This window comes from Carboxydothermus pertinax, assembly GCF_001950255.1.
GTDB classification, from domain to species: Bacteria; Bacillota; Z-2901; order Carboxydothermales; family Carboxydothermaceae; genus Carboxydothermus; species Carboxydothermus pertinax.
Genome location: NZ_BDJK01000055.1, coordinates 158,673 through 184,914 on the forward strand (window position 1 = coordinate 158,673; position 26,242 = coordinate 184,914).

The 26,242-nt window shown below is 40.7% G+C and carries 22 protein-coding genes and 5 tRNA genes; all 27 read left to right on the forward strand.

Annotated elements, in window-relative coordinates:
- Positions 1-42: 42 nt before the first annotated feature.
- Positions 43-1,242, forward strand: coding sequence for an Nramp family divalent metal transporter (locus cpu_RS10735; RefSeq protein ID WP_075859978.1), 1,200 nt, complete (start codon positions 43-45; stop codon positions 1,240-1,242).
- Positions 1,211-2,458 carry a tRNA pseudouridine(13) synthase TruD gene (truD, locus tag cpu_RS10740; RefSeq protein WP_077177317.1) on the forward strand — a complete coding sequence of 416 codons (1,248 nt, stop codon included), beginning with the start codon at positions 1,211-1,213 and terminating at the stop codon, positions 2,456-2,458. Before cpu_RS10735 ends, truD begins: the two co-directional genes overlap by 32 nt.
- Positions 2,459-2,655: 197 nt before the next feature.
- The gene (locus tag cpu_RS10745; RefSeq protein WP_075859980.1) at positions 2,656-3,093 is read left to right on the forward strand and encodes a hypothetical protein; all 438 of its coding nucleotides are present in this window, start codon (positions 2,656-2,658) and stop codon (positions 3,091-3,093) included.
- Positions 3,074-4,447, forward strand: coding sequence for a Na+/H+ antiporter NhaC family protein (locus tag cpu_RS10750; protein WP_075859981.1), 1,374 nt, complete (start codon positions 3,074-3,076; stop codon positions 4,445-4,447). The genes cpu_RS10745 and cpu_RS10750 overlap by 20 nt, the downstream gene beginning before the upstream one ends.
- Entirely contained in the window at positions 4,416-6,134 is a 1,719-nt protein-coding gene (locus cpu_RS10755; RefSeq protein ID WP_075859982.1) for a glycoside hydrolase family 15 protein, read from the forward strand. The genes cpu_RS10750 and cpu_RS10755 overlap by 32 nt, the downstream gene beginning before the upstream one ends.
- A gap of 47 nt (positions 6,135-6,181) precedes the next feature.
- Complete coding sequence (locus cpu_RS10760; RefSeq protein WP_075859983.1) at positions 6,182-6,391, forward strand: hypothetical protein; 210 nt, start codon at positions 6,182-6,184, stop codon at positions 6,389-6,391.
- A 102-nt stretch (positions 6,392-6,493) separates the two neighbouring features.
- On the forward strand, positions 6,494-6,955 hold the full coding sequence (locus cpu_RS10765) for a pyruvoyl-dependent arginine decarboxylase (protein ID WP_075859984.1): 462 nt from the start codon (positions 6,494-6,496) through the stop codon (positions 6,953-6,955).
- A gap of 15 nt (positions 6,956-6,970) precedes the next feature.
- Positions 6,971-7,804 (forward strand): polyamine aminopropyltransferase, encoded by an 834-nt coding sequence (gene speE / locus cpu_RS10770; RefSeq protein WP_075859985.1) that lies wholly within the window; start codon positions 6,971-6,973, stop codon positions 7,802-7,804.
- Positions 7,805-7,815: 11 nt separating this feature from the next.
- Positions 7,816-8,679 carry an agmatinase gene (gene speB / locus cpu_RS10775; RefSeq protein WP_075859986.1) on the forward strand — a complete coding sequence of 288 codons (864 nt, stop codon included), beginning with the start codon at positions 7,816-7,818 and terminating at the stop codon, positions 8,677-8,679.
- A gap of 108 nt (positions 8,680-8,787) precedes the next feature.
- Positions 8,788-8,864, forward strand: a tRNA-Asp gene (locus cpu_RS10780).
- 8 nt (positions 8,865-8,872) lie between these two features.
- A tRNA-Phe gene (locus cpu_RS10785) sits at positions 8,873-8,948 on the forward strand.
- 11 nt (positions 8,949-8,959) lie between these two features.
- Positions 8,960-9,034, forward strand: a tRNA-Gly gene (locus cpu_RS10790).
- A 15-nt stretch (positions 9,035-9,049) separates the two neighbouring features.
- A tRNA-Cys gene (locus cpu_RS10795) sits at positions 9,050-9,124 on the forward strand.
- A gap of 35 nt (positions 9,125-9,159) precedes the next feature.
- Positions 9,160-9,250, forward strand: a tRNA-Leu gene (locus cpu_RS10800).
- Between the two features lie 147 nt (positions 9,251-9,397).
- A complete protein-coding gene (locus cpu_RS10805; protein WP_075859987.1) occupies positions 9,398-10,048 on the forward strand; it encodes a LysE family transporter in 651 nt (216 codons plus the stop codon).
- A gap of 19 nt (positions 10,049-10,067) precedes the next feature.
- A complete protein-coding gene (locus cpu_RS10810) occupies positions 10,068-11,543 on the forward strand; it encodes a long-chain-fatty-acid--CoA ligase (protein ID WP_075859988.1) in 1,476 nt (491 codons plus the stop codon).
- A 246-nt stretch (positions 11,544-11,789) separates the two neighbouring features.
- Complete coding sequence (locus cpu_RS10815) at positions 11,790-14,366, forward strand: cytochrome c3 family protein (protein ID WP_075859989.1); 2,577 nt, start codon at positions 11,790-11,792, stop codon at positions 14,364-14,366.
- A 63-nt stretch (positions 14,367-14,429) separates the two neighbouring features.
- Complete coding sequence (locus cpu_RS10820; protein WP_075859990.1) at positions 14,430-14,894, forward strand: hypothetical protein; 465 nt, start codon at positions 14,430-14,432, stop codon at positions 14,892-14,894.
- A gap of 156 nt (positions 14,895-15,050) precedes the next feature.
- Positions 15,051-17,474, forward strand: a complete 2,424-nt coding sequence (locus tag cpu_RS10825) for a 3-hydroxyacyl-CoA dehydrogenase/enoyl-CoA hydratase family protein (protein WP_075859991.1) — start codon at positions 15,051-15,053, stop codon at positions 17,472-17,474.
- 11 nt (positions 17,475-17,485) lie between these two features.
- Positions 17,486-18,658 (forward strand): thiolase family protein, encoded by a 1,173-nt coding sequence (locus cpu_RS10830; RefSeq protein ID WP_075859992.1) that lies wholly within the window; start codon positions 17,486-17,488, stop codon positions 18,656-18,658.
- A gap of 20 nt (positions 18,659-18,678) precedes the next feature.
- Complete coding sequence (locus tag cpu_RS10835; RefSeq protein WP_075859993.1) at positions 18,679-20,421, forward strand: acyl-CoA dehydrogenase FadE; 1,743 nt, start codon at positions 18,679-18,681, stop codon at positions 20,419-20,421.
- Positions 20,422-20,834: 413 nt separating this feature from the next.
- Positions 20,835-21,431, forward strand: a complete 597-nt coding sequence (fadR, locus tag cpu_RS10840; RefSeq protein WP_075859994.1) for a fatty acid metabolism transcriptional regulator FadR — start codon at positions 20,835-20,837, stop codon at positions 21,429-21,431.
- Positions 21,432-21,622: 191 nt separating this feature from the next.
- Positions 21,623-22,804 carry an acetyl-CoA C-acetyltransferase gene (locus tag cpu_RS10845; protein ID WP_075859995.1) on the forward strand — a complete coding sequence of 394 codons (1,182 nt, stop codon included), beginning with the start codon at positions 21,623-21,625 and terminating at the stop codon, positions 22,802-22,804.
- A 16-nt stretch (positions 22,805-22,820) separates the two neighbouring features.
- Positions 22,821-23,666, forward strand: coding sequence for a 3-hydroxybutyryl-CoA dehydrogenase (locus tag cpu_RS10850; protein ID WP_200800689.1), 846 nt, complete (start codon positions 22,821-22,823; stop codon positions 23,664-23,666).
- A gap of 32 nt (positions 23,667-23,698) precedes the next feature.
- The gene (locus tag cpu_RS10855; RefSeq protein WP_075859997.1) at positions 23,699-24,841 is read left to right on the forward strand and encodes an acyl-CoA dehydrogenase; all 1,143 of its coding nucleotides are present in this window, start codon (positions 23,699-23,701) and stop codon (positions 24,839-24,841) included.
- Positions 24,842-24,859: 18 nt separating this feature from the next.
- The gene (locus tag cpu_RS10860) at positions 24,860-25,642 is read left to right on the forward strand and encodes a short-chain-enoyl-CoA hydratase (RefSeq protein WP_075859998.1); all 783 of its coding nucleotides are present in this window, start codon (positions 24,860-24,862) and stop codon (positions 25,640-25,642) included.
- A 13-nt stretch (positions 25,643-25,655) separates the two neighbouring features.
- The coding region (locus cpu_RS10865) for an electron transfer flavoprotein subunit beta/FixA family protein (RefSeq protein WP_075859999.1) at positions 25,656-26,242 on the forward strand (587 nt) is incomplete at its 3' end.

Genomic DNA, 26,242 nt, shown 5'->3' on the forward strand with positions numbered 1-26,242 from the left:
AAGCCCCCAGTCATAAAATAGTAAACGACTGGAGGGAGTTTAATGGCTTTGGAAATAAAAGCCCGAGGTAATTTTTTTTATAGATTTACCGCTTTTATGGGACCGGCATTTTTAGTTAGTATTGGTTATATAGATCCGGGAAATTGGGCGGCAAATTTTGCCGGTGGTTCTCGTTATGGTTCTATTATGTTATTCATTGTCTTATTATGCAATTTTTTGGCTATTTTGTTTCAGTCCTTAGCTGCTTACCTAACATTAAAGACTGGAAAAAGCCTTGCGGAAAATATTGTGGAGAGATTACCGAAACCACTGGTCGCTGTTTATGGAATATTAGCAGTGATTGGAGCTATGGCTACTGATGTGGCAGAGTTTGTAGGGGCGGCATTGGGATTTAGTTTAATATTTGGGTTGGACCTTTTAAAAAGCGTTTTAATTGCTGCGTTATTTGTTATTTGTGGTTATTTTTATGAAAAACAAGGGATGCGTAAAGTTGAGCTATTAATCATGGGATTTTTAGCGTTAATAGGCCTTAGCTATTTACTTGAGCTTATCATATTAAAACCAGAATTCAGTAGTCTTTTTTTAGGCTTTACTTTCAAGATGGATACAAATTTTCTCTTGGTTGTTCTGGGGATGCTTGGGGCTACAGTAATGCCTCATAATCTTTTTTTACACAGTGATTTAGTGGCGGAAAAGTTACGACAGAGGATTATTACGACTAAAGAGTTTCCCTTAATTATTGTAGAGAATCTTATTGCCTTAAATTTAGCTTTTTTAGTTAATTCCGCGATGATCATTGTGGCCAAAGATATGTTTTATGACCATGGAGTTGCGGTAGATTCACTGCGGGCTACCTATCATACCCTTGAACCGGTCTTAAACGGTTGGGCGGCATTGGTTTTTGGCCTGGCATTAGTGTTTTGCGGACTTAGTTCTTCCCTAACGGGTACCCTTGCTGGACAAAATCTTTTAGAAAAATTTTTACCAGTAAATCTTTCAGTGCTTGTGAGAAAAAGCATTATCATAATTCCGGCTTTGTATTTCTTTTTAAAGGGCTTTGGGGAAATTGAACTTTTGCTTTTAAGTCAGGTGGTTCTAAGTTTTGTTTTGCCTTTTATTTTAGTAGCGTTACTTTGGTTTTTGAAAGATGTTACAAATAAATATTTACTAATGTTAAGCTGGTTTTTAACGTTTATTATAGTAATCTGTAATGGGCTTTTGCTGTGGACTTCAATTTTTTAAATATATCTGGTCTGGTTATGATAAAATTAGATGTAAGACAGGAGGTTATCTAATGAAGCTAAAAGTTAAGCCTGAAGATTTTATTGTCAAAGAGGAAATCACTGTACCTATCTTAAAAGAAGGAAGCTTCAAGCTGTACCTATTGGAAAAACGATTTTGGAATACGCTAGATGCCTTACAGAGGTTAGCAGCAGAAAATGGGTTAAAGCTTTCGGAAATTGGTTATGGCGGCAAGAAAGACCGCTATGGCCATACTTTTCAGTACATAACAGTACAAGCATCAAAAAATTTGTCGACCCGCGAGAAAAACTTAAACTTAACTCATATAGGGTATCTCAATACCCCATTGAGTCCGGTACTAATTGCGGGAAATCATTTTGAGATAACTTTACGGGCTCTTTCTGGAGAAGAAGGGAACAACCTATTAAAAAGGGCAGAGCAAGTCAAAAAGTATGGTTTTCCCAATTACTTTGATGACCAGCGCTTTGGTAGCTACGATAAAGAGCAAGGTTTTTTTGCCAAAAAACTTTTGCTTGGCCATTTTAATGGGGCTTTGAAGATTTATTTAACTTCAATTTATCCCGAAGAGTCAAGGGAAGCAAAAGAAAGAAAAAAATTCTTTGCAGCTAACTGGGGTAACTGGGAGGAGTGTTTGAAAGAAGCCAAAACCCGGATTGAACGAGAAATTTTTGGTTTTTTGATGAGTTCTCCGAAAAATTTTCCGGGAGCTTTAAATTTAATTCCAAAAGAACAGTTATCCCTTTACTTTGCAGCCTATCAAGGTTATCTTTATAATAACTTATTAAAAGAAATACTCATAAGCCAGGGTATTGGGCTAAGAGCCTATCCCGGAGCGGTTGAGGACTATTTATTTTATTTGACGTTACCGAGGAAGGCTTTTAATTACCTCAAAAGTTTAATGCTGCCAACAGCAGCGCAAAAAGTACATTTCCCCAACGAGGAAGTGCGTCGGGAGTATTTAAAAGTGTTGGAACGGGAAAGGTTAAAAAGTGGGGATTTTAACTTAAGAAAAATCCGTAAAGTTTACTTTAAATCGTTTTTAAGACCGGCGGTGGTCATTCCTGAAGGATTTTACATAGGAAACCTTTTAAAAGATGAACTGTATCACGGAAAGCATAAATTAGAGTTAAAATTCTTCTTGCCCCGGGGAAGTTATGCTACGATGTTAATTAAAGCTTTAAATGTTAGCTATTAGCTGCTTTATTTAAGCCTCCCTTATTTTGTGGGAGGCTATAATTTATCATGTGGTCAGTGGTAAGGGCTGTGGTTTATTTTATCTTTAATTTGCCGGCAGGAGTCGGCCATGCTACTATTAAACATGTAAAATTGCCGTTGGATCTTGGAATGCTCAGGGAAGTAAGATATATTATAAGAGGGTGAAGGAGGATGGTGATGAAGTTTGATAATCAACAGAAAATAAATAAGTATCTTTTTTCTTCGCTCCTACTTTTATTTGGTACTCCTGTAGTTTTAGCCGGGGTTTTATATTTTCAAGGGGTAAAAAATGGTTTAATCTCTAATACTGCATTTATTCTTATTGTTATTAGTTTGTACATTATAAATCTTCCGGTTTGGTTTGTTTCCCGGAAAAACTTCAAAAAACTTTTAGTAACTCTAGAAGTAACTCCCGAAACTCTAGTTTATCAAAGCCAGGAAGGAAAAAAAGTTTTTCCTAAAAGGGAAATTAAAAATATAGTATTATTAAAAGAAGGCAAATATGAAGGATTAAAAATTGTTACGACGACAGAAAACTTTTATCTCTCTCTCACTCAATTTACTGACGGATTAAAGATTAAGGAGCAATTAGTAAATGACGGATACATCAATTAAACCAAAATTTACCTTTTTATCACCTTTTATAACTATTGTTGCTTTGTTCTTAGCTATAACTGTTTTTAACCTACCACCTGTTTACCCGATGGTATTGGCTTTTTTCTTGACTGTAATTTTTGCCTTAATTGATGGTTATGATTACCGTTTTATCTACCGAGCAGCGTTAGAAGGGATAAAATCAGTCTGGACAATTATTATTATTTTTACGTTTCTTGGGGCTTTAATTGCTCTTTGGTTGGCCGGTGGTACAATTGCTACCATGATTTACTATGGCCTTAAATTGGTGGAACCAAAATTTTTTTTAGTGGAAGCTTTTTTATTAAGTGTTATTTTATCGTTAATTCTAGGAACATCCCTTGGTACCATAAGTACTTTAGGTGTGGTATTAATGGGAATTGGACGGGGATTAAACCTACCTGTGGAAATGCTTGCGGGAGCGGTGGTAGCGGGGGCTTTTTTTGGTGACCGAATATCTCCTGCATCTTCCAGCCTTCATTTAACTGCTCAAATTACAGGGACCCAGATAGAGGATAATATAAAACTGATGTTAAAAACTACTTACCTTCCTTTTATTCTGTCAATTTTACTTTATCTGCTTCTTGGTCATATGATTCCTGTCAAGGAAACTGCAACCACTGCATCATATTTAAAGCTCCTTAAAAGCAATTTTATTTTAAATCCAATACTGTTGGGTTTACCTCTCTTATTTCTGGTCTTAGCGTTCCTGAAAGTTTCAATTAAAATTAACCTTTTTCTAAATATCATCATAAGTTTCCTTTTTGGTGCCCTTTGGCAAAAGATTACCTTCCAAGAGCTTTTGTTCCAAACCTTTTATGGTTATAACGTTTCTGGCGTTAAGGCATTTTTGGCAGGAGGTGGAGTGGTAAAGTATCTTTCGTTAGTAACAATTATTTTGTTTGCTTCAGCAATGTCGGGAATTTTAAATAATGCGGGAGTTTTTACCATCCTGTTAATTAGACCTTTATCGTATTTCAAGTCATATTTTTCCCTTAGCTTTGGCATAATGATTTTAGCGGTTTTACTTTTAATGGTTACCTGTACCCAGGCCTTGGCGATTATGATTCCAGGGATGACATTGCGGGAAGAGTTTAGGCGAGTTGCCACCGCTAATGAACTGGCCAGAATTTTAGCTGATTCAGCTGTGGTATTAGCACCACTTATTCCCTGGAATATGGCAGCAATTTTATCAGGAGCAGCACTGCAGATAAATCCCAAAAGTTATATCTTGTTTGCTTTTTATCTCTTGCTTACTCCAATTACTAATTTACTGGTGAGCTTTCGAAAGCTAGGTGAGGCTTATGGACAGAAAAGGTTGGGCGATTGTCGGTAATGGTATTACAGCTGCTTTAATTGATAGTGAATGCAGAATATGCTGGCTTTGCCTGCCAAAATTTGATGGTTTACCAGTATTTGCAAAAGCCTTATCGCCAAAGGTGGGTGGAGGATTATCCCTTTATTTAGGGCAAAAGGTTAAAACTAAAGAACAGAAATATTTGGAAGAGGCTGCTGTGGTAGAAACCACAATGGTTTCAGAGTTTGGGGAATTTAAAATTATTGATTATATGCCGTGGGGAAAGAATCTTCTTGTTCGAGAGATTTATGGTGATGTGGAAAAGGTAGAAGTTAGGGTAGAATTAACTCAATTTTATTATCTTAGGTTTAGCGTAAAAAAAACCGAGCGGCAGTGGCAGATAGAAGGCCCTGGCGTAGGGGTTTTTATAGATGTTAGGAAAATTACCAGCAATAGGATGCAGGTTGTATTAAGCTATGGGCATAATTTAGAACAAGCAATTAAGGCTTTTGCTACATTGAGCGAAGATGAGCTTTTTGAAGTGCTAAGTTTTTGGCAACGTTGGTTTTTACAAAAAAGGAAGTTGAAAAACCTCACTCCTTCCTGGCAAGCGTTTTATGACCGAAGCCTTATGGTTTTAAAACTTTTAACCTATGAGCCTACCGGTGCTATAGTTGCGGCGCCTACTGCCTCTTTTCCGGCGTATCCTAACGGAGAGGATAATTGGGATTACCGGTTTTGCTGGCTAAGAGATGGTTTTTACTCTGCTTATGCTTTTGATTTGGCGGGATTTCATGAGGAGTCCAGGAAATTTTACGAGTTTTCTTTAAAGCTTTTAGAGAAAGCGGACCACTATGAAAATCCTTTGTATACTATTGATGGTTATTGTTCCTATGAAATTTTAATGCCAGAATTATCCGGACCTGAAGGTGAAAAACCAATTCGTTTTGGTAATAAAGCGGCGGAACAACTTCAGCTCGACAATGAAGGGAATATCGTTTATGGTTTGTGGAAACATTGGCTGATGACCAGAGATACGGAGTTTTTAGCCAGTGCCTATCCGAAAATAAAAAAAGCTTTAAAATTTACTGTCCAAAACTGGTATAAACCGGAACACGGCATCTGGGAGTTTCGGGATAAAAAACGCCAGTGGGTTTTTGGTAAAGTTATGTGTTATGCAGGTATGGTTGCTGGGGCAAAAATTGCCTCCGTCTTAAAAGAATATCCAAAGGCCAGGGAATATTTAAGAACTGCCTGGCAAATAAAAGAAAATCTTTTAGCCTATGGATATAACAAAGAAAAACAAGCTTTTTTGCAGCACTATGCTCCCGATGCTCCAGCGGATAGTTCGGTTTTAGCATTATCGGAGTTTAACCTATTACCGGCTGAAGATGAAAGAATGGTTAATACTGTAAAGTACATTGAGCAAAAACTTAATTTTCACGGAGCGATCTTACGTTTTGAAAGAGCGGTATTACCTTTTTATCTTTGTACTTTTTGGTTGATTCGCCAGTATTTGAGAATGGGGGAATTAAAAAAGGCAGCAAAACTTTTAGAAACAACACTTAAATCAACAACTCCTTTGCATCTTATGGCTGAACACTACGACCCCAGGACCCGAGAACAATGGGGGAACTTTCCCCAGGGTTTTAGTCATGAAGAGCTTATCCGTACTTTAATTTTTTATGATAAAATAATGGGAAAACAGAAGGGGTATAAGGGCTAAAATTAAATGAATTTATAAAACTCGCCCAAAACATGGAGACAAGAGGAATGAGTTTTTATCAAAAAGAGGTAAAACTTGCCAGGGCAGAATTAGAGCTCGCTGCTCCAGCAGAAAAGGATGCAATTTTATACTATCAAGAGTTGTATAACCTTGCCCGGGATAAAAAATTAAACGAGGCTATTGGCAAAATTCATGAGGAAGAAAAAATGCACTTAGTAGCTATCCGGGAGAGGATTTATGAGTTTTCCCTTGGATAATAAAAAATTTTAAGATTAACAATAAAATATGTTTATTTTTTTCAGGTTTTTGCTATAATATTCATTGTTTAATTTGGAAAGTCATTAAAGGAGGCAAAAACCATGTTACCAACACCAAAGAAATATTTTGTGACTGCCGCTGCTGCGGAAGGTGAAACTGCCTTAACTGCTTTTGATAATGCGCTATTAAAGGCCCGGATTGGTAATGTAAACTTACTGCGGGTTTCTTCTATTCTGCCACCCAACTGCGAGCTGGATAATGACCTTGTTATACCCCCAGGATCTCTGGTACCTACTGCTTATGGGGCAATCATTTCCGATACCCCGGGCGAGTTAATTGCTGCTGCGGTTGGCGTTGGCATTTCAGAAAAAGATCAATTTGGGGTTATTATGGAGTTTTCTGGTAAATGTTCGGCTAAAGAGGCAGAAGAGCGCATTGCCCGGATGTTAGAAGAAGCTTTTAAAATGCGGGGTATTGCTTTAAATAAAACTATTATCAAAGCTTGTGAGCACCGGGTGGAAAAAATAGGCTGTGCCTTTGCTGCTGTTCCGCTTTGGTACTAAAAGAGGGGGATTATAATGGAACTATGGTATACCGAAAAACAAACGCCTAATGTTGGCATTACCTGTAAAATTTCTCGGACTTTGCATACGGAAACAACACCTTTTCAGGAACTGGCTGTAATTGATACTTTACAGTTTGGGCGGATGCTGGTTTTAGATGGTATGGTTCAAACTACGGTTGTTGATGAGTTTGTCTACCATGAAATGATTACCCATGTGGCGTTAAATACCCATCCCAATCCGGAAAAGGTTATGGTGATTGGCGGTGGCGATGGGGGTGCCATTCGGGAAATTGTAAAAAATCCAAGAGTTAAAAAAGCAGTTTTAGTGGAAATTGACGAAAGGGTAATCGAAGTAAGTAAACAATATTTGCCGGAGATTGCTGTGGCCCTGATGGGAAATCCCAAAGTTGAGGTACGCGTAGAAGATGGTATAAAGCATGTGCAGGAACATAAAGGCGAATACGATATTATTATTATTGATTCTACCGAGCCGGTAGGGCCAGCGGTGGAGCTTTTTAGCGAAGATTTTTATAAAAATGTGTATGAGTGCTTAAAAGATGATGGGATCATGGTAGCCCAAACCGAATCTCCCTTTTATAATCGGGATATTATTAAAAATTCCTATGCCCGTATTGGTAACTTTTTCCCTATTACCAAGTTGTATTTTGCTACTGTTCCTACCTATCCCAGCGGTGTTTGGACCTTTACTTTGGGCTCAAAAAAGTACAATCCATTGACTGTTCCAAAGGAAAAAATTTTTGTTGACCCAACAAATAAATACTATAATGCTGATGTTCACTTTGGAGCTTTTATGCTGCCTAACTTTATTGCTGAGATAATAAAATAGAAGGTGAGATAATGCTTCCGCTTGAAAAGTTTACTGGTTTTATGGGCAGTTCCGATGATTACGAAGGTGCTGCCTTTGTTTTATTTGGAATTCCCATGGATTTTACCGTAAGTTTTCGTCCTGGGACCCGGATGGCTCCTCAGCATATTCGCCAAGTTTCCTTTGGGCTAGAGGAATATGATTGGGATTTAGAGAAAAGTTTAGATGAGGTAAATTTCTATGACTTAGGAGATGTGGCCTTAACCTTTGGACGGATTGAAGAAAGTTTTGCCAACATCCGGGAAGTGACAAAAGCGGTATTAAAAGATGATAAAATGCCACTTATTATTGGCGGCGAACATCTGGTAACTTATCCGGTAATTCTTGAGTTTGCAGAAAAGTACCGGGATTTAGCAGTAATTCATTTTGATGCCCATGCGGATTTGCGGGATGGTTATCTGGGGGAAAAACTCTCCCACGCTACAGTTATGCGCCGGGTTTCCGAGATAATCGGGCCTCAAAACCTCTATCATATTGGGATTCGTTCTGGCACCCACGAAGAAAAAGAGTTTATCACTACAAAATCAAATTATCTTGGCCAGGATGTGCTGGCCGGGGTAGAGGTGGCTTTAAGAAAAATTGGAGATAAGCCGGTGTTTATATCCCTGGATATTGACGTAGTGGACCCGGCCTATGCTCCTGGTACTGGTACCCCTGAGCCTGGCGGTGCAAGCAGTAAGGAAATCATGGAAGCCATTGTAAAATTAAGTTCTTTAAATGTTGTTGGTATGGATTTAGTTGAAGTATTACCGGTTTATGATCAGTCAGAACGTACATCTTTACTGGCAGCAAAGATTTTACGGCGAGCATTGTTATCTTTTAATATTTGCAGGTAAAATCAAAATATAAAAAAAATAAAAATCTCTAAAAAAGTAGTTGACTTCTAAATAAATGTCATGTATCATAATAGATGTCGGTTGAGCCGACAGGTGGATGAAAGATGCGGAGCTGTGGTGTAGAGGCCTAACATGCCTGCCTGTCACGCAGGAGACCGCGGGTTCGAATCCCGTCAGCTCCGCCATAAAGCTTGCCACGGTAGCTCAGTCGGTAGAGCAGAGGACTGAAAATCCTCGTGTCGGCGGTTCGATTCCGTCCCGTGGCACCATTTTAAAACGGGCGGAAGTGGCTCAGTGGTAGAGCATCGCCTTGCCAAGGCGAGGGTCGCGGGTTCGAATCCCGTCTTCCGCTCCATTATTTATCTAACCTGGCGGCATAGCCAAGTGGTAAGGCAGAGGTCTGCAAAACCTTTATTCCCCGGTTCGAATCCGGGTGCCGCCTCCACAATGAAAACAAGGAGTTTATAATTTAATAAATGCGCCGGGGTGGCGGAACTGGCAGACGCACGGGACTTAAAATCCCGGGGGCCCTCAAAGGCCCGTACCGGTTCGATTCCGGTCCCCGGCACCACTTGAAATCAAAACCTGCTGTGAGGCAGGTTTTTTTGTTTCTTGGGAAAATTATCTTAAATTTCCCAAATCGTATATAAAAATTATTTGACGATAAAAGGCCAGTTTTAATAAGATAATTATATAAAAATTTAAAAGGGGGGAAAAAGTGGGGATCTTTGCGTTGTTTCTTACAGCATTAATAGTTGGTTTTTCTGGGGCAATGATGCCTGGTCCGCTTCTTACCCTGAACATTAACGAAAGCTTACGCCGAGGAGTGTGGGCGGGGCCGCTCTTAATTTTTGGACACGCAGTATTAGAGATAGTATTAGTAGTTGTAATCCTCCTGGGATTTGGAAAAGTTCTTGCTAACTCGTATGTATCGGGCACTATTGGAGTTTTGGGTGGAATCACGTTAATGTATTTTGGTTTTACCATGGCCCGGGAAGCAGGGTTAAAAAAAATTTCTCTTTCACTGGAGGGGAGCGATTCGCTATCCCAAAGACCGGGTAGGCTTATTATTAATGGTGCTTTAGTCTCTTTGGCCAATCCCTACTGGTCTCTATGGTGGGTAACTATTGGGCTTAGTTATTTAACCAATTCCCTTACAGTTGGGGTTTTGGGGGTTGTAGCTTTTTTAGCGGGACATTTACTGGCAGATTTTAGCTGGTATGGCTTTATATCTTTTTTACTAGCCCGGGGTCGAAGACATATCAATCAAACTACTTATCTCCTAATAATTTTTTTCTGCGGTATCTTTTTAGTGGCTTTAGGGGCGAAATTTATAGGAGATAGCATAGTTCGGCTAAAAATTATTTAAATATCGAGGAGGCAATGACATGTATTTACACGAAATCTTTAAGCACAATTTTCGGCCCGACCATCCGGCATTAAAATACCATGGGCGGAAGTTTACTTACCGGGAATTGGAAATTATTGTTGAAAAGTATGCTGCTTTTTGGCAGCAAAAAGGATTAAAGCCTGGAGATAAAGTACTTCTGGTATCGGGAAATTCTCCAGAATTTATTTTTAATTATTTTGGGGTAATAAAAGCCGGTGGTATTATTATTCCGGTAAATATGGGTTTAGCACTGGAGGAAATAAAATATATTTTTGGGGATGCCCAGGCCAGGTTTGTAGCAATTCAAGAAAAAATTTGGCTTTCTCTTAAAGACCGTTTTCCACTGCCTAAAGATATGGTAATTGTATTGAGCGAGGAGTTTACCAACGAACTAATAAATGCTGATTTAAAATTCACAACCCCTGAATACCAGGAGGTATGTACAATTTTGTATACCTCTGGTACCACTGGCTTTCCCAAAGGAGCTATGCTTACCCATGAAAACCTACTCTTTGATACTGACTCGGTAACCAGGTTTGCTGAGGTAGATGAAAACGACAATTACTTAGCTGTATTGCCGCTTTTTCACTCCTTTGCTTGGACTGCTTGTCTTTTAGCTCCGCTTTATACTGGGGCTACTTCTACCATTGAAGATGGCTTTAACCCTAAGGAAATCGGAAAGGTACTGGTAGAAGAAGAAGTAACCATTTTCCTCGGAGTACCTTCAATGTTTATTTTTGTCCTTGAATATCTACCTAAGGAAGCTTTTAAAACTGTGCATTTAGCCGTATCCGGTGGTTCCTCCTTGCCACCCCAATACTTTTATGCCTTTGAAGAGAAGTTTGGTATTCCCCTTATTGAAGGTTACGGACTTACCGAAGCCTCACCTATTGTAACCTTAAATCCACGAAGAGGACCGCGCATCCCTGGTTCTATTGGGAAAGTATTGCCCGGAATGGAGGTTAAAATTGTTGATGAAAATTTAAATGAACTTTCACCGGGTGAAGTTGGGGAATTAATGGTTTTTGGCAAAAACGTAATGAAAGGTTATTACAATAAACCCGAGGAAACTGCAAAAGCGTTGGTTAACGGTGGCCTTTTAACCGGGGACTTAGGTAAAAAGGATGAAAACGGTTACCTTTATATTGTAGATAGAAAAAAGGATTTAATTATAGTTAGTGGTTTTAATGTGTATCCTACCGAGGTAGAGCGGGCTATTTTGGCTCATCCTGCTATCCGGGAAGTGGCTGTGGTTGGCGTACCTGATGGAGTAAGAGGTGAAGCGGTAAAAGCTTTTATAACTTTAAAAGAAGGGTATGAAACTCTTACTCGCAAAGAACTTAGCGAATTTTTAAAAGATAAGCTTACCGCTTATAAAATACCACGGTATGTTGAGGTGGTACCTGAGCTTCCCAAAAATGCTGCGGGAAAGATAATGAAAAAGTTACTAAATGGCGAAAAAAGCGAAAATTAGCATTTATTTTACCCCTTATGCCAAGCGCTATAAGGGGTTTTGTCGTTTTTTTAGAAAAAATTTTGCTAAGTTTTTTCAAAAAAATAGTAGGAAAAAATTAACAAGCGGCGTAATTATATAAATAGGTTTATAAAAACTACACAGGGAGGTGCATACCGCCCCAAAAACCCAGTCTACTTCCGGAAAGGGGGGAGAGGAGGGAAGGAAGCGGGTTTCCTGGGGTAAAAATAAAAAAGGAGGTTTAGTATGAGAAAAGGGCTTGTTTTAGCTTTAGCGGTATTAATGTTAATTGCCTTTACCGCTACGGCCTATGCTGCTCAAGTACTGGTGCCAACTACTGACGAAAAAGTTTACGGACCCGGAAACTATATTCCGACACCTACCAGTAAAACAGTTTATGGTTATAATAGTTCACCAGCAAAATTTAATGCTGATGGAAAGACTTTTTATCCATATGAAATTTATCTTCCCAATGAACAAAATCCTGCCAATTACCGCATTCACAGCAACTACTCCAAAAATACCGACGCCTGTGCCGCCTGCCATGCTACCCACACTGCAGTAGGCCAAACCCTTTTACAGTGGGGAACTGTATATGATACCTGCATGGCCTGCCACGACGGAACCATTGGAACTACCTACAACGTAGAAGAAGGTAAAATTGCTAACGGTAAGCCAACCTTTGGTGGTATGTTTGGTACTGGTTCTGAATCATCTCTTTCTAACCATCTTGTTACAGGAGCCATCCAAATCTTTGCTGCTCCGGGTGGAAATACTACCGGTAATTATGAGAGTGAAAATGTTCCCGATAAAGGATTGGTGAAACAGTGGGATATAACCTTTGGCTGTGAATCTTGCCACAGTCCCCATGGTCTTGCCGGTAATGCCCGGATATTAAATCCTAACGTTAACAATTATGCTCTTGTAAATTGGAAGCAGGGAGTCAAGTTGGTTTATACCGATGAAGGTTTTGTAGCTCAGGACGGGCAAAATAACAAATTCCAGTGGGTGCGGAGCTATCCGTACAATCTGGGGACTAAAGTATATGTTGAGGAAAATGGAAATATAACTTTAAAGAAAGAATATACCGATTATTTACTTGATGGTTCTAAAGGATACACAACCTTAAAATTTAATAATTCAAGTCTTAATACCAGCGGTACGGTAGTTATTGCTTACTTCTACCCTGCCCTTCAGGTTAAAATGGATATTAAACAGTATCTTAATGGTACAAATGAATCAGTACAGCACATTAGCGGTATAAACCAGTTTTGCGGTGCCTGCCATACCGATTATAATACCGATACCGGCAATCCTGAAACCGCCCATAATTCTTCCGATAATTTAACTGGAAAGTATACCGAAGCCTACCGGCACCAGGTAGGATTTAAAATTGATGAATTTAAGCAATTTTTGCCGCTAACTAATATGGTTTATGAAGAACGGCCCAATAATGCTGGCGAAGTCATGACTTGCCTTACCTGCCACTATGCTCACGGTACGTCCAAAGATTTCTGGACTAGGACTTTAACTGATCCTTACTGGAGCGGTCAGGTAATCGATGAAATTGCCGGCTCCTCGGCATTAAAGCGGGCACCCAACATGGGTACCTGTGAAACCTGCCACCGGAAAGGACCTGCCGCTGAAGGCTATGATGCTAATGCAGGGGTAACTAATAAAGTTATACCAAATCCAAGCGTAGCGGATGTATATAATCAAGAAAATGCCAAGTTTGTAGGCTCGGCTGCTTGTGTGGAGTGCCATAAGAGTTATTATGAAGGATTTAAAGAAACTTATCATAACAATATGGCAACCTATTACAACATTGACCAAAAAACAGCACCAACTGAAAGAGCCTATAAAGGTTCAGTTGCTCTGCTCAGCGTATTTAATGATAACCCAGATTTAAAAACCACCGCTCCATTTGTTTATATTTGGGATGCGATTAATGGAAAGACTTCAACCTTCGATGTTGTACTCTGGGGCAAACCGGACGAAGCAGCTTATGTTGCGGTTTGGGATGGAAGTGCCTATCAACGGAAAGCTGAACTTGAATATAATAAGACAACAGGCAAGTATGAATTAGTTTCTAAGAGTGGAGCGCTTACCTGCATCAACTGCCATTCAGTTAACAACTATACCTTTGAAACAGCAACTCCTTTAACTACGGATGTTGCTCAGCAAGTTTATAATGTTGGTATTCCTTATATCCAAAAACCACTTGGCGTAACAGACTTTATCTATAATACCGGTGCAGGTACCAAAGCTTCATTACGTACCCTTCTGACCAGTGGTGGCGTTGTTACCGCCTCGGACGGTACTGGTGTTGTAGAATTACAAATTAACTGTGAAGCCTGTCACGGACCTGGTAGTTTACACGTGGCAGCACCCAGTAGCAGAAATATTACGGGATGGAAGAATTACAATTATGATGTAAGGGTTGGTTTGCCTTATCAAACTAAGGCTAACGCCTTAACTGGTATTAGCTTACCGACCAAGGCTCAGTCCTGCGGTAGCTGCCATAACAGCAATACTCACCAGGGCTTCTACTACAAGTCCAAGCACTTTGTCAATGGACAAATGGATTGCATGGTTTGTCACGATCCGCACAGCGATAAGTACGAGTATCAACTTAAACTGCCGGTTAAGTCACTTTGCATGAGCTGTCACGATGCAGGGGTGGCAACCGGTAATATTCCGGTATTCACTAAAGAAGATACTGAGAAATTCCTTGGCTACTACTCCACCGCATATCACCTCTTTGATGATATGGGTACCACTAACGAAGCAACTTATGCGGCAACTAACAACTTATTACCATAAATATAAAACTGCAAGGCCGGGTATAACCCGGCCTTGCTCTTAAACTTTATAGGAGTGAGAATTATGAAGCGTCTTGGAACAGGAATAATATTAGTGGTCATCCTTCTTTCATTAAGTGGGTGTAGTTTATTAGAAAATACACCTTTGGAGAAAATAATCAATAATGATTTTATCGATAATATTGCCCAAAAAATTAAGACAGTATTTAATTACTACCCCCAAACACCGGAAGAGTTAGCAAAAGCTTTTACCAAAGCTTTAAAAAGTAACAATTTAAAAAAGGTAAGTAAGTATTTGCCGGTTACTGACACTAACAGTAATCCCATGGCAACTAATTATTTGAATTTTGGTGGTGGAAAGGATTTTAGAGTTTCGGAGATCAAAAGCGATTCCAGTGGAGCATATTTTTTACTTGAAAACCCGAATGGTAAAAACGACAAATACATGATATTGGTTACTAAATTTAACGGCCGCTTTGTTGTAGCTTCAATGGGACCTTATGATCCCCAAATACTTACGGTAGAATAAAAGATTAAAAGAAAAGGTTTATGCATTTACAGAAAATTTTCCCGGGCAATATATTGAATTTTGCGGCAATTATGAATATAATAACTAAGTAAGAAGGTTTTCTTTTTTTGCGGTAAAAATGAATGAGTATTCATTCAGATTTTAATTTAAGGAGGGATGAGGGTGTACAAAATTAACAAAGTGGGGGTTATCGGCTCAGGTATTATGGGAAGCGGCATTGCGGCACTTTTAACCAATACCGGGATTCCGGTAGTTTTATTGGATATTGTACCGTTTAATTTAACCCCCGAAGAGGAAAAAAAGGGACTTACGTTAGAAAGCCCCGAAGTTCGGTACCGGATTGTCAGAGGGGGGTTGGAAGCGGCGAAAAAAGCATCGCCAGCAGCTTTTGCGGTGCCGGAAAATGCGGAGTTAATTACTATTGGCAATTTAGAGGATGATTTACACCTTTTAAAGGATTGTGATTGGGTTGTAGAAGTAGTTGTAGAAAATCTTGAGGTGAAGAAAAACCTCTTTACCAAAATTGCTCCATACCTAAAACCTAGTGCAATTATTAGTACCAATACTTCCGGGATTTCAGTAAATAAAATGACTGAACATATGCCTTTAGAGTTTCGTCAGCATTTCTTGGGGACCCACTTTTTTAACCCGCCACGGTACATGAAGCTTTTGGAAATTATTCCGGGTAACGATACCAAACCGGAAATTGTAGATTTTATGGCGAAATTTGGCGAGCGGGTATTGGGAAAAGGGATTGTTTTTGCTAAAGATACCCCAAACTTCATAGGCAACCGAATTGGCGTTTACGGTATCTTAGAAACGATGAAAGCTCTCGAGAAAGGTTATCCGGTGGAAGCGGTAGATGCGCTAACAGGGCCAGTTTTAGGTAGACCCAATAGCGCTACTTTCCGCACTGCAGATTTGGTTGGTCTTGATACTTTAGTTCATGTCGCGAAAAATGTCTATGATAATGTAACCGATCCCCGGGAAAAGGAACTTTTCCGGGTACCGGAGTTTTTGGAAAAAATGGTAGCTAATAAACTTTTAGGGGATAAGACCGGTAGTGGTTTTTATAAAAAAGTAAAAACTGAAGCGGGTAAAGAAATCTTAAGTTTAGATGTAAAAACATTGGAATATAAGCCCCAGGAAAAGGTTAAATATCCTTCTTTAGAAGCGGCTAAAGCTGCTGAAGGTTTAAAGGCTAAAATTCAAACGCTGGTGTTTGGCAAAGACGAAGGCGCTGCTTTAGTTTGGCGGATTCTGAAAAAAACCTTATTATATGCGGCTTCTAAAATACCTGAAATTGCCGATGATATTGTTAATATTGACCGGGCCATGCGCTGGGGCTTTAACTGGCAGTTAGGTCCCTTTGAAACCTGGGATGCAATAGGGGTAGAAAAAACTGTAGCCAGGATGCGGGAAGAAGGAGAAGCAATTCCGCCAATTGTGGAAAAACTGTTAGCCAAAGGGTACAAAAGTTTCTACAAATATGAAAACGGTGTGAGCTATTATTTCGATCTTGCTACCGAGGATTACAAGGCAATTGATCTTCCTAAAGAGTTTTATGTAATTAAGGATTTAAAAGCGCAAAACAAAGTTATTTTTGAGAATCAGGGAGCATCTTTAATTGATATTGGAGATGAAGTAGCCCTTTTAGAATTCCACTCTAAGAGCAACTCTATTGGTGATGATGTCCTTTCTATGATTAGAAAAGCCACAGCAGAGGTAAGTAAAAACTGGCGCGGCCTTGTTATTGGTAATGATGGTAAAAACTTCTCGGTAGGTGCAAACTTAGCTTTAATCTTAATGACCATTGAGGATGAAGATTGGGACGAATTAGATTATATGGTTAAGACCTTCCAGGACAGCCTTTTAACTTTAAAATACTGCGATAAGCCAGTTATAGCTGCTCCCTTTGGTATGACCGTGGGTGGTGGCTGTGAGGTTTGTCTGGCTTCGGACGGAATTCAAGCTGCAGCAGAAACATATATGGGTTTAGTTGAGGTGGGGGTAGGTTTGGTGCCCGCCGGAGGTGGCTTAAAAGAGCTGGTTTACCGGATGTCTGAGTATGCCAACGATACCAGTGGCTGGCGAGTTGCTGGAGCGGTAGATTATAAGCCGTTCATTTTCCGTGCCTTTGAATTGGTAGCTACCGCGCGGGTGTCTACCAGTGGGCAGGAAGCAAAGAAGCTGGGATTCTTAAGACCTTCCGATGGCGTTACTATGAACCGGGATTACCTGATTCACGATGCCAAAGAACGGGTACTCCATTTATCTAAGATGGGTTATCGTCCACCGGTACCTAAACCGGTAAAAGTGCTTGGTACTTCCGGTTATGCGGCCTTAGCTTCGGTTATTCATAATATGAAAGAAGGCAATTTCATCAGCGAATATGATGCTCATATTGCTAAGAAGATTGCTTATGTTTTAACCGGCGGTAATGTTTACCCGGGAACTTATGTGACGGAACAATATCTCTTAGATTTAGAGAGGGAAGCGTTTTTAAGTTTAGCAGGTGAGCGGAAGACCCAGGAGCGGATTCGCCATATGCTATTAAAGAATAAACCGCTTAGAAATTAGGAGGTGAAGCTATGCGTGAAGCGGTAATTGTAAAAGCTTTAAGGACTCCTGTAGGGAAAGCTCCTCGCGGAAAATTAAGAAATACTCGTCCCGAGGACTTGGGTGCCCTGGTTATAAAAGAAATTATCAATCAGACGGGAATCAACCCGGAAATTATTGAGGATGTTATCATTGGCTGTGCCTTTCCCGAAGCGGAACAGGGGATGAACTTAGGAAGAATCGTAGCATTAAGAGCAGGTTTACCTTATTCGGTGCCGGGGGTAACGGTCAACCGCTTTTGCTCTTCTGGCTTAAATGCCATTGCTGATGCCGCCATGAAAATTATGACCGGCATGAGCGATGTAGTAATTGCTGGTGGCATTGAAAGCATGAGTATGGTACCGATGGGCGGAAATGACCTCCTGCCTAACCCGGAATTAATGAACTTTATGCCTGATGCTTATCTCAGTATGGGTCTAACTGCGGAAAATGTAGCAACTCGTTATAGTATTTCCCGGGAAGAGCAGGATGAATTTGCTTATCAAAGCCATATGAAAGCTAAAGAAGCTATTTTAAATGGAAAATTTAAAGAGGAAATTGTGCCAGTGCCGGTGGTAGAAAAAATCTTTGATGGTAAAAAGGTTGTGGAAAAAACCGCAATGTTTGAAATCGATGAAGGACCACGGTTTGATACTACCATTGAGGCCCTTGGCCGCTTAAAACCTGTATTTCGTCTTGGTGGCTCGGTTACAGCCGGTAACTCTTCCCAAACCAGTGATGGAGCAGCAGCTGCTTTATTAATGTCGGCGGAAAAAGCCGAAGAGCTAGGCTTAAAACCTGTCGCGGTATTTCGTTCCTTTGCCGTTGGTGGAGTTGAACCAGAAGTTATGGGGATTGGACCGGTGGTAGCAATTCCTAAAGCCTTAAAATTAGCTGGAATAACTTTAGACCAGGTAGAGGTGTTTGAATTAAATGAAGCCTTTGCTGCTCAGGCTTTGGCGGTTATAAAAACGTTAGGAATTGATCCCGCCAAAGTAAACCCTAACGGTGGCGCTATCGCTCTTGGCCATCCCCTTGGATGTACGGGAGCTAAATTAACGGCGACGCTTTTATCCGAAATGCAGCGGAGAAAAGCCAAATACGGTGTTGTTTCTATGTGTATCGGTGGCGGTATGGGCGCTGCCGGAGTTTTTGAATTAATTTAAATTAATTGGGAGGGGTTTTGATGTCGGACATTTTAAAAGGTGGCGAATTTTTACTAAAAGATGTTGAGCCGCAGTCAATTTTTTCACCGGAAGATTTTACCGAAGAGCATCGGATGATGATGAAAATGGTAAAAGATTTTATAACTAATGAAGTTGTACCTAAAAATGAGGAAATAGAAAACCAGGTTGAAGGTGTAGTACCTGAATTAATGCGCAAAGCCGGGGAATTAGGGCTTCTGTCAGTAGATATTCCTGAAGCTTACGGAGGTATGGAGCTAGATAAAGTAAGTACAGTTATTGTTACGGAAAATGTTTCAGGTCAGGGTAGTTTTGCTACAGCCCATGGCGCTCACACGGGGATTGGAACCTTACCAATTGTTTATTTTGGTACGGAAGAACAGAAGAAAAAATATTTACCTGGCCTTGCCAGCGGGGAAAAAGTGGCTGCCTACTGCTTAACCGAACCCGGTTCTGGGTCCGATGCGTTAGCAGCTAAGACGAAAGCGGTATTAAGTGAAGATGGTAAATACTACATCTTAAACGGTACCAAACAATTTATAACCAATGCGGGATTTGCCGATGTGTTTATTGTTTATGCCAAGGTAGATGGGGATAAATTTACGGCCTTTATTGTCGAACGGGATTTTCCCGGGGTATCTTTTGGGCCGGAAGAAAAGAAAATGGGAATTAAAGGTTCTTCCACCCGTCAGGTTATTTTAGAAGATGTGAAAGTACCGGTAGAAAATGTCCTTGGGGAAGTAGGGAAGGGTCATGTTATTGCTTTTAACATTTTAAACATTGGTAGGTTTAAACTTGGGGCTGGTTGTGCAGGCTCCTGTAAACTAGCGCTTAATTCTGCAGTTAAGTATGCTACAGAAAGAAGTCAGTTTGGCCAGCCCATTGCCAACTTTGGTTTGATTAAAAATAAAATTGGACGGATGGCAACATATGCTTTTGCAGCGGAGAGCATGGTTTACCGGACTGCCGGAATGATGGATAAAATTTTGGGGGATGTTAAAGGTAAATCTGGGGCAGAGGTTGCAAAAGGCATTGAAGAGTATGCTCTTGAATATTCCATAAATAAAGTATTTGCATCCGAAGCTTTAGATTTTGTTGTGGATGAAACGGTACAAATTTATGGTGGTTATGGCTATACCCAGGAATACCCTGCTGAAAAGATGTATCGTGATGCAAGGATTAACCGGATTTTTGAAGGTACCAACGAAATTAACCGTTTAATTATTCCTTCCCAGCTTTTAAGAAAAGCGCAAAAAGGAGAGTTGCCTCTCTTACAAGCAGTGCAAAAACTTATGGGCGAAATCTTTAATCCGCTGCCACCGGTCGAAGAAGTAGAAGGGCTGGTGCGGGAAAAAGAAGCAATTGACCGGGCTAAAAAATTAGCTTTAATGGCGGCTGGCTTAGCGGTTCAGAAGTTTAAAGAAAAAATTGAACGCGAACAAGAAGTGCTGGGGCTCATTGCCGATATGGTGATTGAAATCTATGCCATGGAAAGTGCTTATTTAAGAGCTGCAAAAACTGGCTCTGAACTCCAGTCTAAGTATGTAAAGGTTTTTGTAGCTGAAAGCTTTGCGAAGATTGAAAAGTATGCTAAGGATCTTTTAGCTTATCTTTCCGAAGGAGATGAGCTAAGAACTTATTTAGCTGTGGTGAAGCGGTATACCAAACTTCCACCGGTAATTACTGTTAAACTGGTACGTGAGATAGCAGAGGTTATTATTGATAACCTTGGCTATAAAGCATAACTTATTTTCTCCTCTCCCATAAAATAAGCGGGAGTTAATGCTCCCGCGTTATTAGGGGGCACTTACCGATTGCTGGTAAGTGCTTATTTTTTTAAGCCAGACGATGAAAGCCAGGAAAAATAATGAGCTTTGCGGTCCAAAAGGGTAGGAAGAACCAAGATAGTGACCAAATAGCGGCACTATAGGCCATAGCTGTGAACATTGTGGTAGAACTAAAAATTCCACCCATAATTTTAGAGTCCTAAGAGAATATTTCTGCAAGTATTTTTCAATTTGCTGTACATTTAACATCCAGAGCTTTAAAGCTGGTAGCGGCAGGAGTTTCATCAAGAAAAAAATTTAAATTCTGAATGAATGCTCATTCACTTTTTTGAAAAAGTATGGTATAATTTTAAAAAAAACTGGAGGTAAGTATGGCCAAAAAAAGTGGCGATAAGTATGAAGCTATTTTAGATGCTGCAGCAAAAATTATAGGTGAAGTTGGCTATCATAAAGCCCAAATTTCAAAAATTGCCCGGGAAGCTAATGTAGCTGAAGGAACGATTTATCTTTATTTTGAAAATAAGCAAGATTTACTTTTATCCCTCTTTCAAAAACGTTTTGGGGAATTTATCGTTAATTTAAAAAATGAGCTTAATACTGCTAAGACACCCTTAGAGAAATTAAGAAAATTAGTTACTCGCCATTTGGAAAACTCGGAAAAAGATCGTAATTTTGCTCAAGTTACCCAAATTGAATTAAGACAAGCGGATAGGGCGTTACGCCAAAAACTTTCCGAGCTATTAAGGGATTATTTTACTATTATTGAAAATATTATTGATGAAGGTAAAGAACAGGGTATTTTTCGGAGTGATATTTCTACTAAAGTAATACGCCGGATGATTTTTGGTACACTGGATGAAATGGTTTCTTCTTGGCTTTTATCGTCGCGGCAATACAGTTTATCTAAACAGGCAAAAGATGCGGTAGAACTTTTTTGCCATGGGTTTCTGGTAAAAAATAATGATTAGTTCTCAAATGAACAAATTATTTCAAAAATTTATAAAATTAAAAAAATATTTAGCCCAAATAGCAGGAATTTTGCGTCAAATTACGTACTTAATATAAAGGTATTTTTTTAAGTGTAAATAATCTTTTTGGGGAAAGGAGGGTTGTAAAAAGAATAGTTTAAGGGTTTGAGGAAACATGAGGAGGGGAGAAAATGAGAGAAGTTGTGCTTGTCAGCGCTGTCAGAACTCCTTTTGGGAAGTTTGGGGGTGGACTTGCTCCGTTAAAGGCTGTAGACTTAGGTGCAATAGCCATAAAGGAAGCTGTAGAGAGAAGTGGCGTAAGTCCAGAAATGGTTGAATATGTTTATATGGGTCAGGTTTTACAGGGAGGAGCGGGGCAAATACCTTCCCGTCAGGCGGCAAGAAAAGCGGGTCTACCCTGGGAAGTACCGTCGGTGACAGTAAATAAAGTTTGTGCCAGTGGATTAATATCTGTGGCAATGGCTGCTAAAATGATTGCTTTAGGAGAAATTGATGTAGCCGTGGCTGGCGGGATGGAAAGTATGAGCAATGCCCCTTACCTTTTGCCAAAAGCTCGCTGGGGGCAAAGAATGTTTAATTTTGAAGCGGTAGACCTAATGGTCGATGATGGTCTCTGGTGTGCTTTTTATGACAGGCATATGGCGGTTCACGGCTCGGAAGTTGCCAAGGAATACGGTATTTCCCGGGAAGCTCAAGATGAATGGGCTTATACTAGCCAGATGCGTGCTAAAGATGCAATGGAGAAGGGACGCTTAAACGATGAGATTGTAAAAGTGGAAATTTCCCAGAAAAAAGGGGAAACGGTTGTAATTGATAAAGATGAACAGCCAAGACCTAATACTACCCGTGAAGCACTGGCGAAGTTAACCCCGGTTTTTGACCCTAATGGTAGTGTGACTGCTGGAAATGCACCCGGTGTTAATGATGGGGCAGGGGCTTTAGTGTTAATGAGCAAAGAAAAAGCCCTGGAGCTTGGAATTAAACCTCTGGCGACTTACCTTGGCCATGCCGAAGTAGCTTTTGATGCTAAATATATTGCGACCGCTCCCGGGCATGCCATAAATAAATTGCTCGCGAAGAAAGGAATGAAGATTGACCAAATTGACCTTCTGGAAGTAAACGAAGCTTTTGCAGCTGTAGTTTTAGTTAGCCAGAAAATTGCAGGTTATAACCTGGAAAAAGTTAATGTTAACGGTGGAGCTGTAGCCTTTGGCCATCCGATTGGTGCCAGCGGTGCTAGGATCCTGATGACCCTTATTTATGAATTGCGGCGGCGGGGTGGCGGTACCGGCATAGCTGCTATTTGCAGTGGTGCCGCGCAAGGCGATGCGATGATGATAAGAGTGGATTAGGGGGGATTTTATGGATATTAAAAAGATTATGGTAGTTGGAGCTGGACAGATGGGCAGCGGAATAGCCCAGGTAGCAGCGCAAGCAGGTTTTGAAACGGTATTACATGATTTAAATTTTGATATTGTTAATAAAGGGTTAGAAACGATAAAAAAGAGCCTTGCTAAGTTTGTTGAAAAAGGGAAAATAACCGAAGCAGAAAAAAATGAAATTTTAGGAAGAATTAAGCCTTCCGATAGCTTAAAAAATGCTGCCGATTGTGATTTGGTAATAGAGGCGGTTGTAGAAAAAATGGAAGTTAAGGCTAAAATCTTTGCGGAATTAGATCAAATTGTACCTCCTCATGCAATTTTAGCGACAAACACTTCATCGTTGCCCATTACCGAAATTGCTGCGGTGACCAAACGGCCTGAACGGGTTATCGGTATGCATTTTATGAATCCAGTTCCTTTAATGAAGCTGGTGGAAGTTATACGCGGATTACAGACTTCCGATGAAGTTTATAAAGTTATTGAGGAATTAAGCCGGAAAATGGATAAAGTTCCGGTAGAGTGTAAAGATGTTCCTGGTTTTGTATCTAACCGGGTATTACAGGTTATGATTAATGAAGCGATCTGGTGTTTATACGAAGGTGTAGCTTCGGTGGAAGGTATAGATACAATTATGAAGCTTGGGATGAACCATCCTATGGGACCACTAGCCTTAGCCGATTTAATTGGTCTTGATACGGTTCTTGCCATATTAGAAGTGTTATATCAAGGTTATGGTGACCCCAAATACCGGCCCTGTCCGCTTTTACGGCAATATGTAAAAGCAGGGTGGCTTGGGAGAAAAACCGGTAGAGGGTTTTACAGCTATGTTTGATCCTTTGTAGGGGTAGCCGGGGGAGGGGAAATATGAATTTTCAGCTTTCGGAAGAACAGCAGATGTTTGTTGACATGGTACGAAAATTTGTTCAAAAAGAAATAGCACCAATTGCCGAAAAGACCGATCGGGAACATCGCTTTCCCCAGGAAACGTTGGAAAAATTGGCGGAGTTAGGCTTAATGGGGATTCCAATACCCGAAGAATACGGAGGAGCTGGCGCCGATTACTTTTCTTACATTTTATTCATTGAAGAGATTGCCAAGGTATGTGCTTCAACTGCTGTTATTTTAGCCGTGCATATTGGCCTTGGCTGCATGAGCATCTATATGTTTGGTACCGAAGAACAGAAACAGAAATATTTAGTTCCAATGGCTCAGGGGAGAATGCTTGGAGCTTATGCTTTAACGGAGCCTAATTCCGGTTCCGATGCTGCCAGCTTAAGGCTTTCAGCGGTAGATAAAGGTGATCACTTTGTCTTAAATGGCAGTAAAATTTTCATCACCAATGGAAGCTATGCCGATATTTTTATTACCTTTGCAAGAACTGATACCGCTACCAAAGGGGCGGAAGGGATTACCTGTTTGATAGTTGAAAAAAATACACCGGGACTTACCATTTCCAAACCGGTAGAAAAAATGGGCTTAAACGGTTCTGTAACTTGCGAACTGTTTTTTGAAAATGCCGTTGTTCCCAAAGAAAATGTGCTGGGAAAAATTGGCGAAGGCTTTAAAGTTGCTATGCAACTTTTAGATGGCGGGCGGATTACGATTGGAGCCCAGGGATTAGGCATTGCGGAAGGTGCTTTTGAGTATACCCTAAACTACATTAAACAGCGGGAACAATTCGGTCGGCCTATTGCCGCAAACCAGGGGATTCAGTGGATGGTGGCGGATATGGCAACGGAGATTGAAGCGGCGAAGTTATTAGTTTACCGGGCTGCCTGGCTTAAAAATGAGGGCTTACCCCACAGCAAAGAAGCGGCGATGGCCAAAAAATATGCAACCGATACGGCCATGAGGGTAACTACCGATTGCGTACAACTGCTTGGCGGTTACGGTTATACCAAGGAGTATCCCGTAGAGCGCTACATGAGGGATGCCAAGATCACGCAGATTTACGAGGGGACCAATCAGATTCAGAGAATTGTAATTGCTCGCCACCTCTTAAAATAGGGGAACAGGGGGGAAAGTATGGAATACAAAACGATTTTGTTTGAAAAGAAAGACCAGGTCGGTATTATAACCATAAACCGGCCCCAGGTATTAAATGCTTTAAATTCTGAAGTGTTAGAAGAGTTAGATTCTTTACTGGATAAAATAGCAGAGGATGAAAGCATTACGGTGGTAATTTTAACCGGTGCGGGAGAAAAGAGTTTTGTGGCGGGAGCCGATATTTCGCAAATGAGGAATTTTACTCCCCAGCAAGCCAGGTATTTTGCTAAGCTTGGGCAAAAGGTGTTATCAAAACTTGAAAGAATTCCTCAACCGGTTATCGCTGCAGTTAACGGGTTCGCCCTTGGTGGTGGCTGTGAAATAGCAATGGCGTGTGATTTTCGTATTGCTTCCACTAAAGCAAAATTTGGACAACCGGAAGTAGGATTAGGGGTTACTGCAGGCTTTGGCGGTACTCAGAGGTTGCCGCGACTGGTAGGAAAAGGTATGGCAGCCGAGCTCTTATATACCGGTGAGATGATAGATGCTCAGGAAGCCCTGAGAATAGGATTGGTTAACAGGGTAGTAGAACCGGAAGAACTGATGCCAAAAGCTTTAGAAATTGCTCAGAAAATAGCAGCTAAAGCAAAGCTTGCGGTATTTTATTCCAAGGCTGCTTTAAATGAAGGGTTAAACATGGATTTGGAACGGGCACTGGCGTATGAAGCGGAGATGTTTGCCCTCTGCTTTACGACCAGTGATCAAAAAGAAGGCATGGATGCCTTCTTAAATAAAAGGAAGCCCGAATTTAAAGGAGAGTAAGGAGGGAGATTAGGTGAAGTTAGTAGTTTTATTAAAGCAGACCTTTGACACCGAAGCAAAGATCGTCTTAAAAGACGGGAAAATTGATGACAGCGGGGTAACCTTAATCATTAACCCCTACGACGAATTTGCGGTAGAAGAGGCCTTAAGAATCAAAGAAAAGTTAGGGCAGGGGGAAGTAGTAGTAGTATCGGCCGGTTCCGACCGGGCCCAGGAAGCCTTAAGGCAGGCTTTAGCCATGGGAGCTGACCGGGCGGTCCTGGTCAAAACCGATGGACTAAAGCTCGACGAAACTGTAACTGCCGAAGCTCTAGCCAAAGCCTTAGGGCAAATGGAATACGACTTAATTTTAACCGGCTGGCGGGCCATTGACGACAGTTCCGCCCAGGTAGGAGTACGGGTAGCCGAGATTTTAGGCTTACCGCAAATTAACCTTGTCACCAAATTAGAAGTAGAGGAAGGCAAGATTACCGGCCACCGGGAAATCGAAGGGGGGACCGAAGTAGTCGAAGTACCTCTACCGGCGCTTATTACCGCCCAGCGGGGATTAAACGAACCCCGGTATCCTTCAATGAAAGGCATCATGCAGGCCAAGAAAAA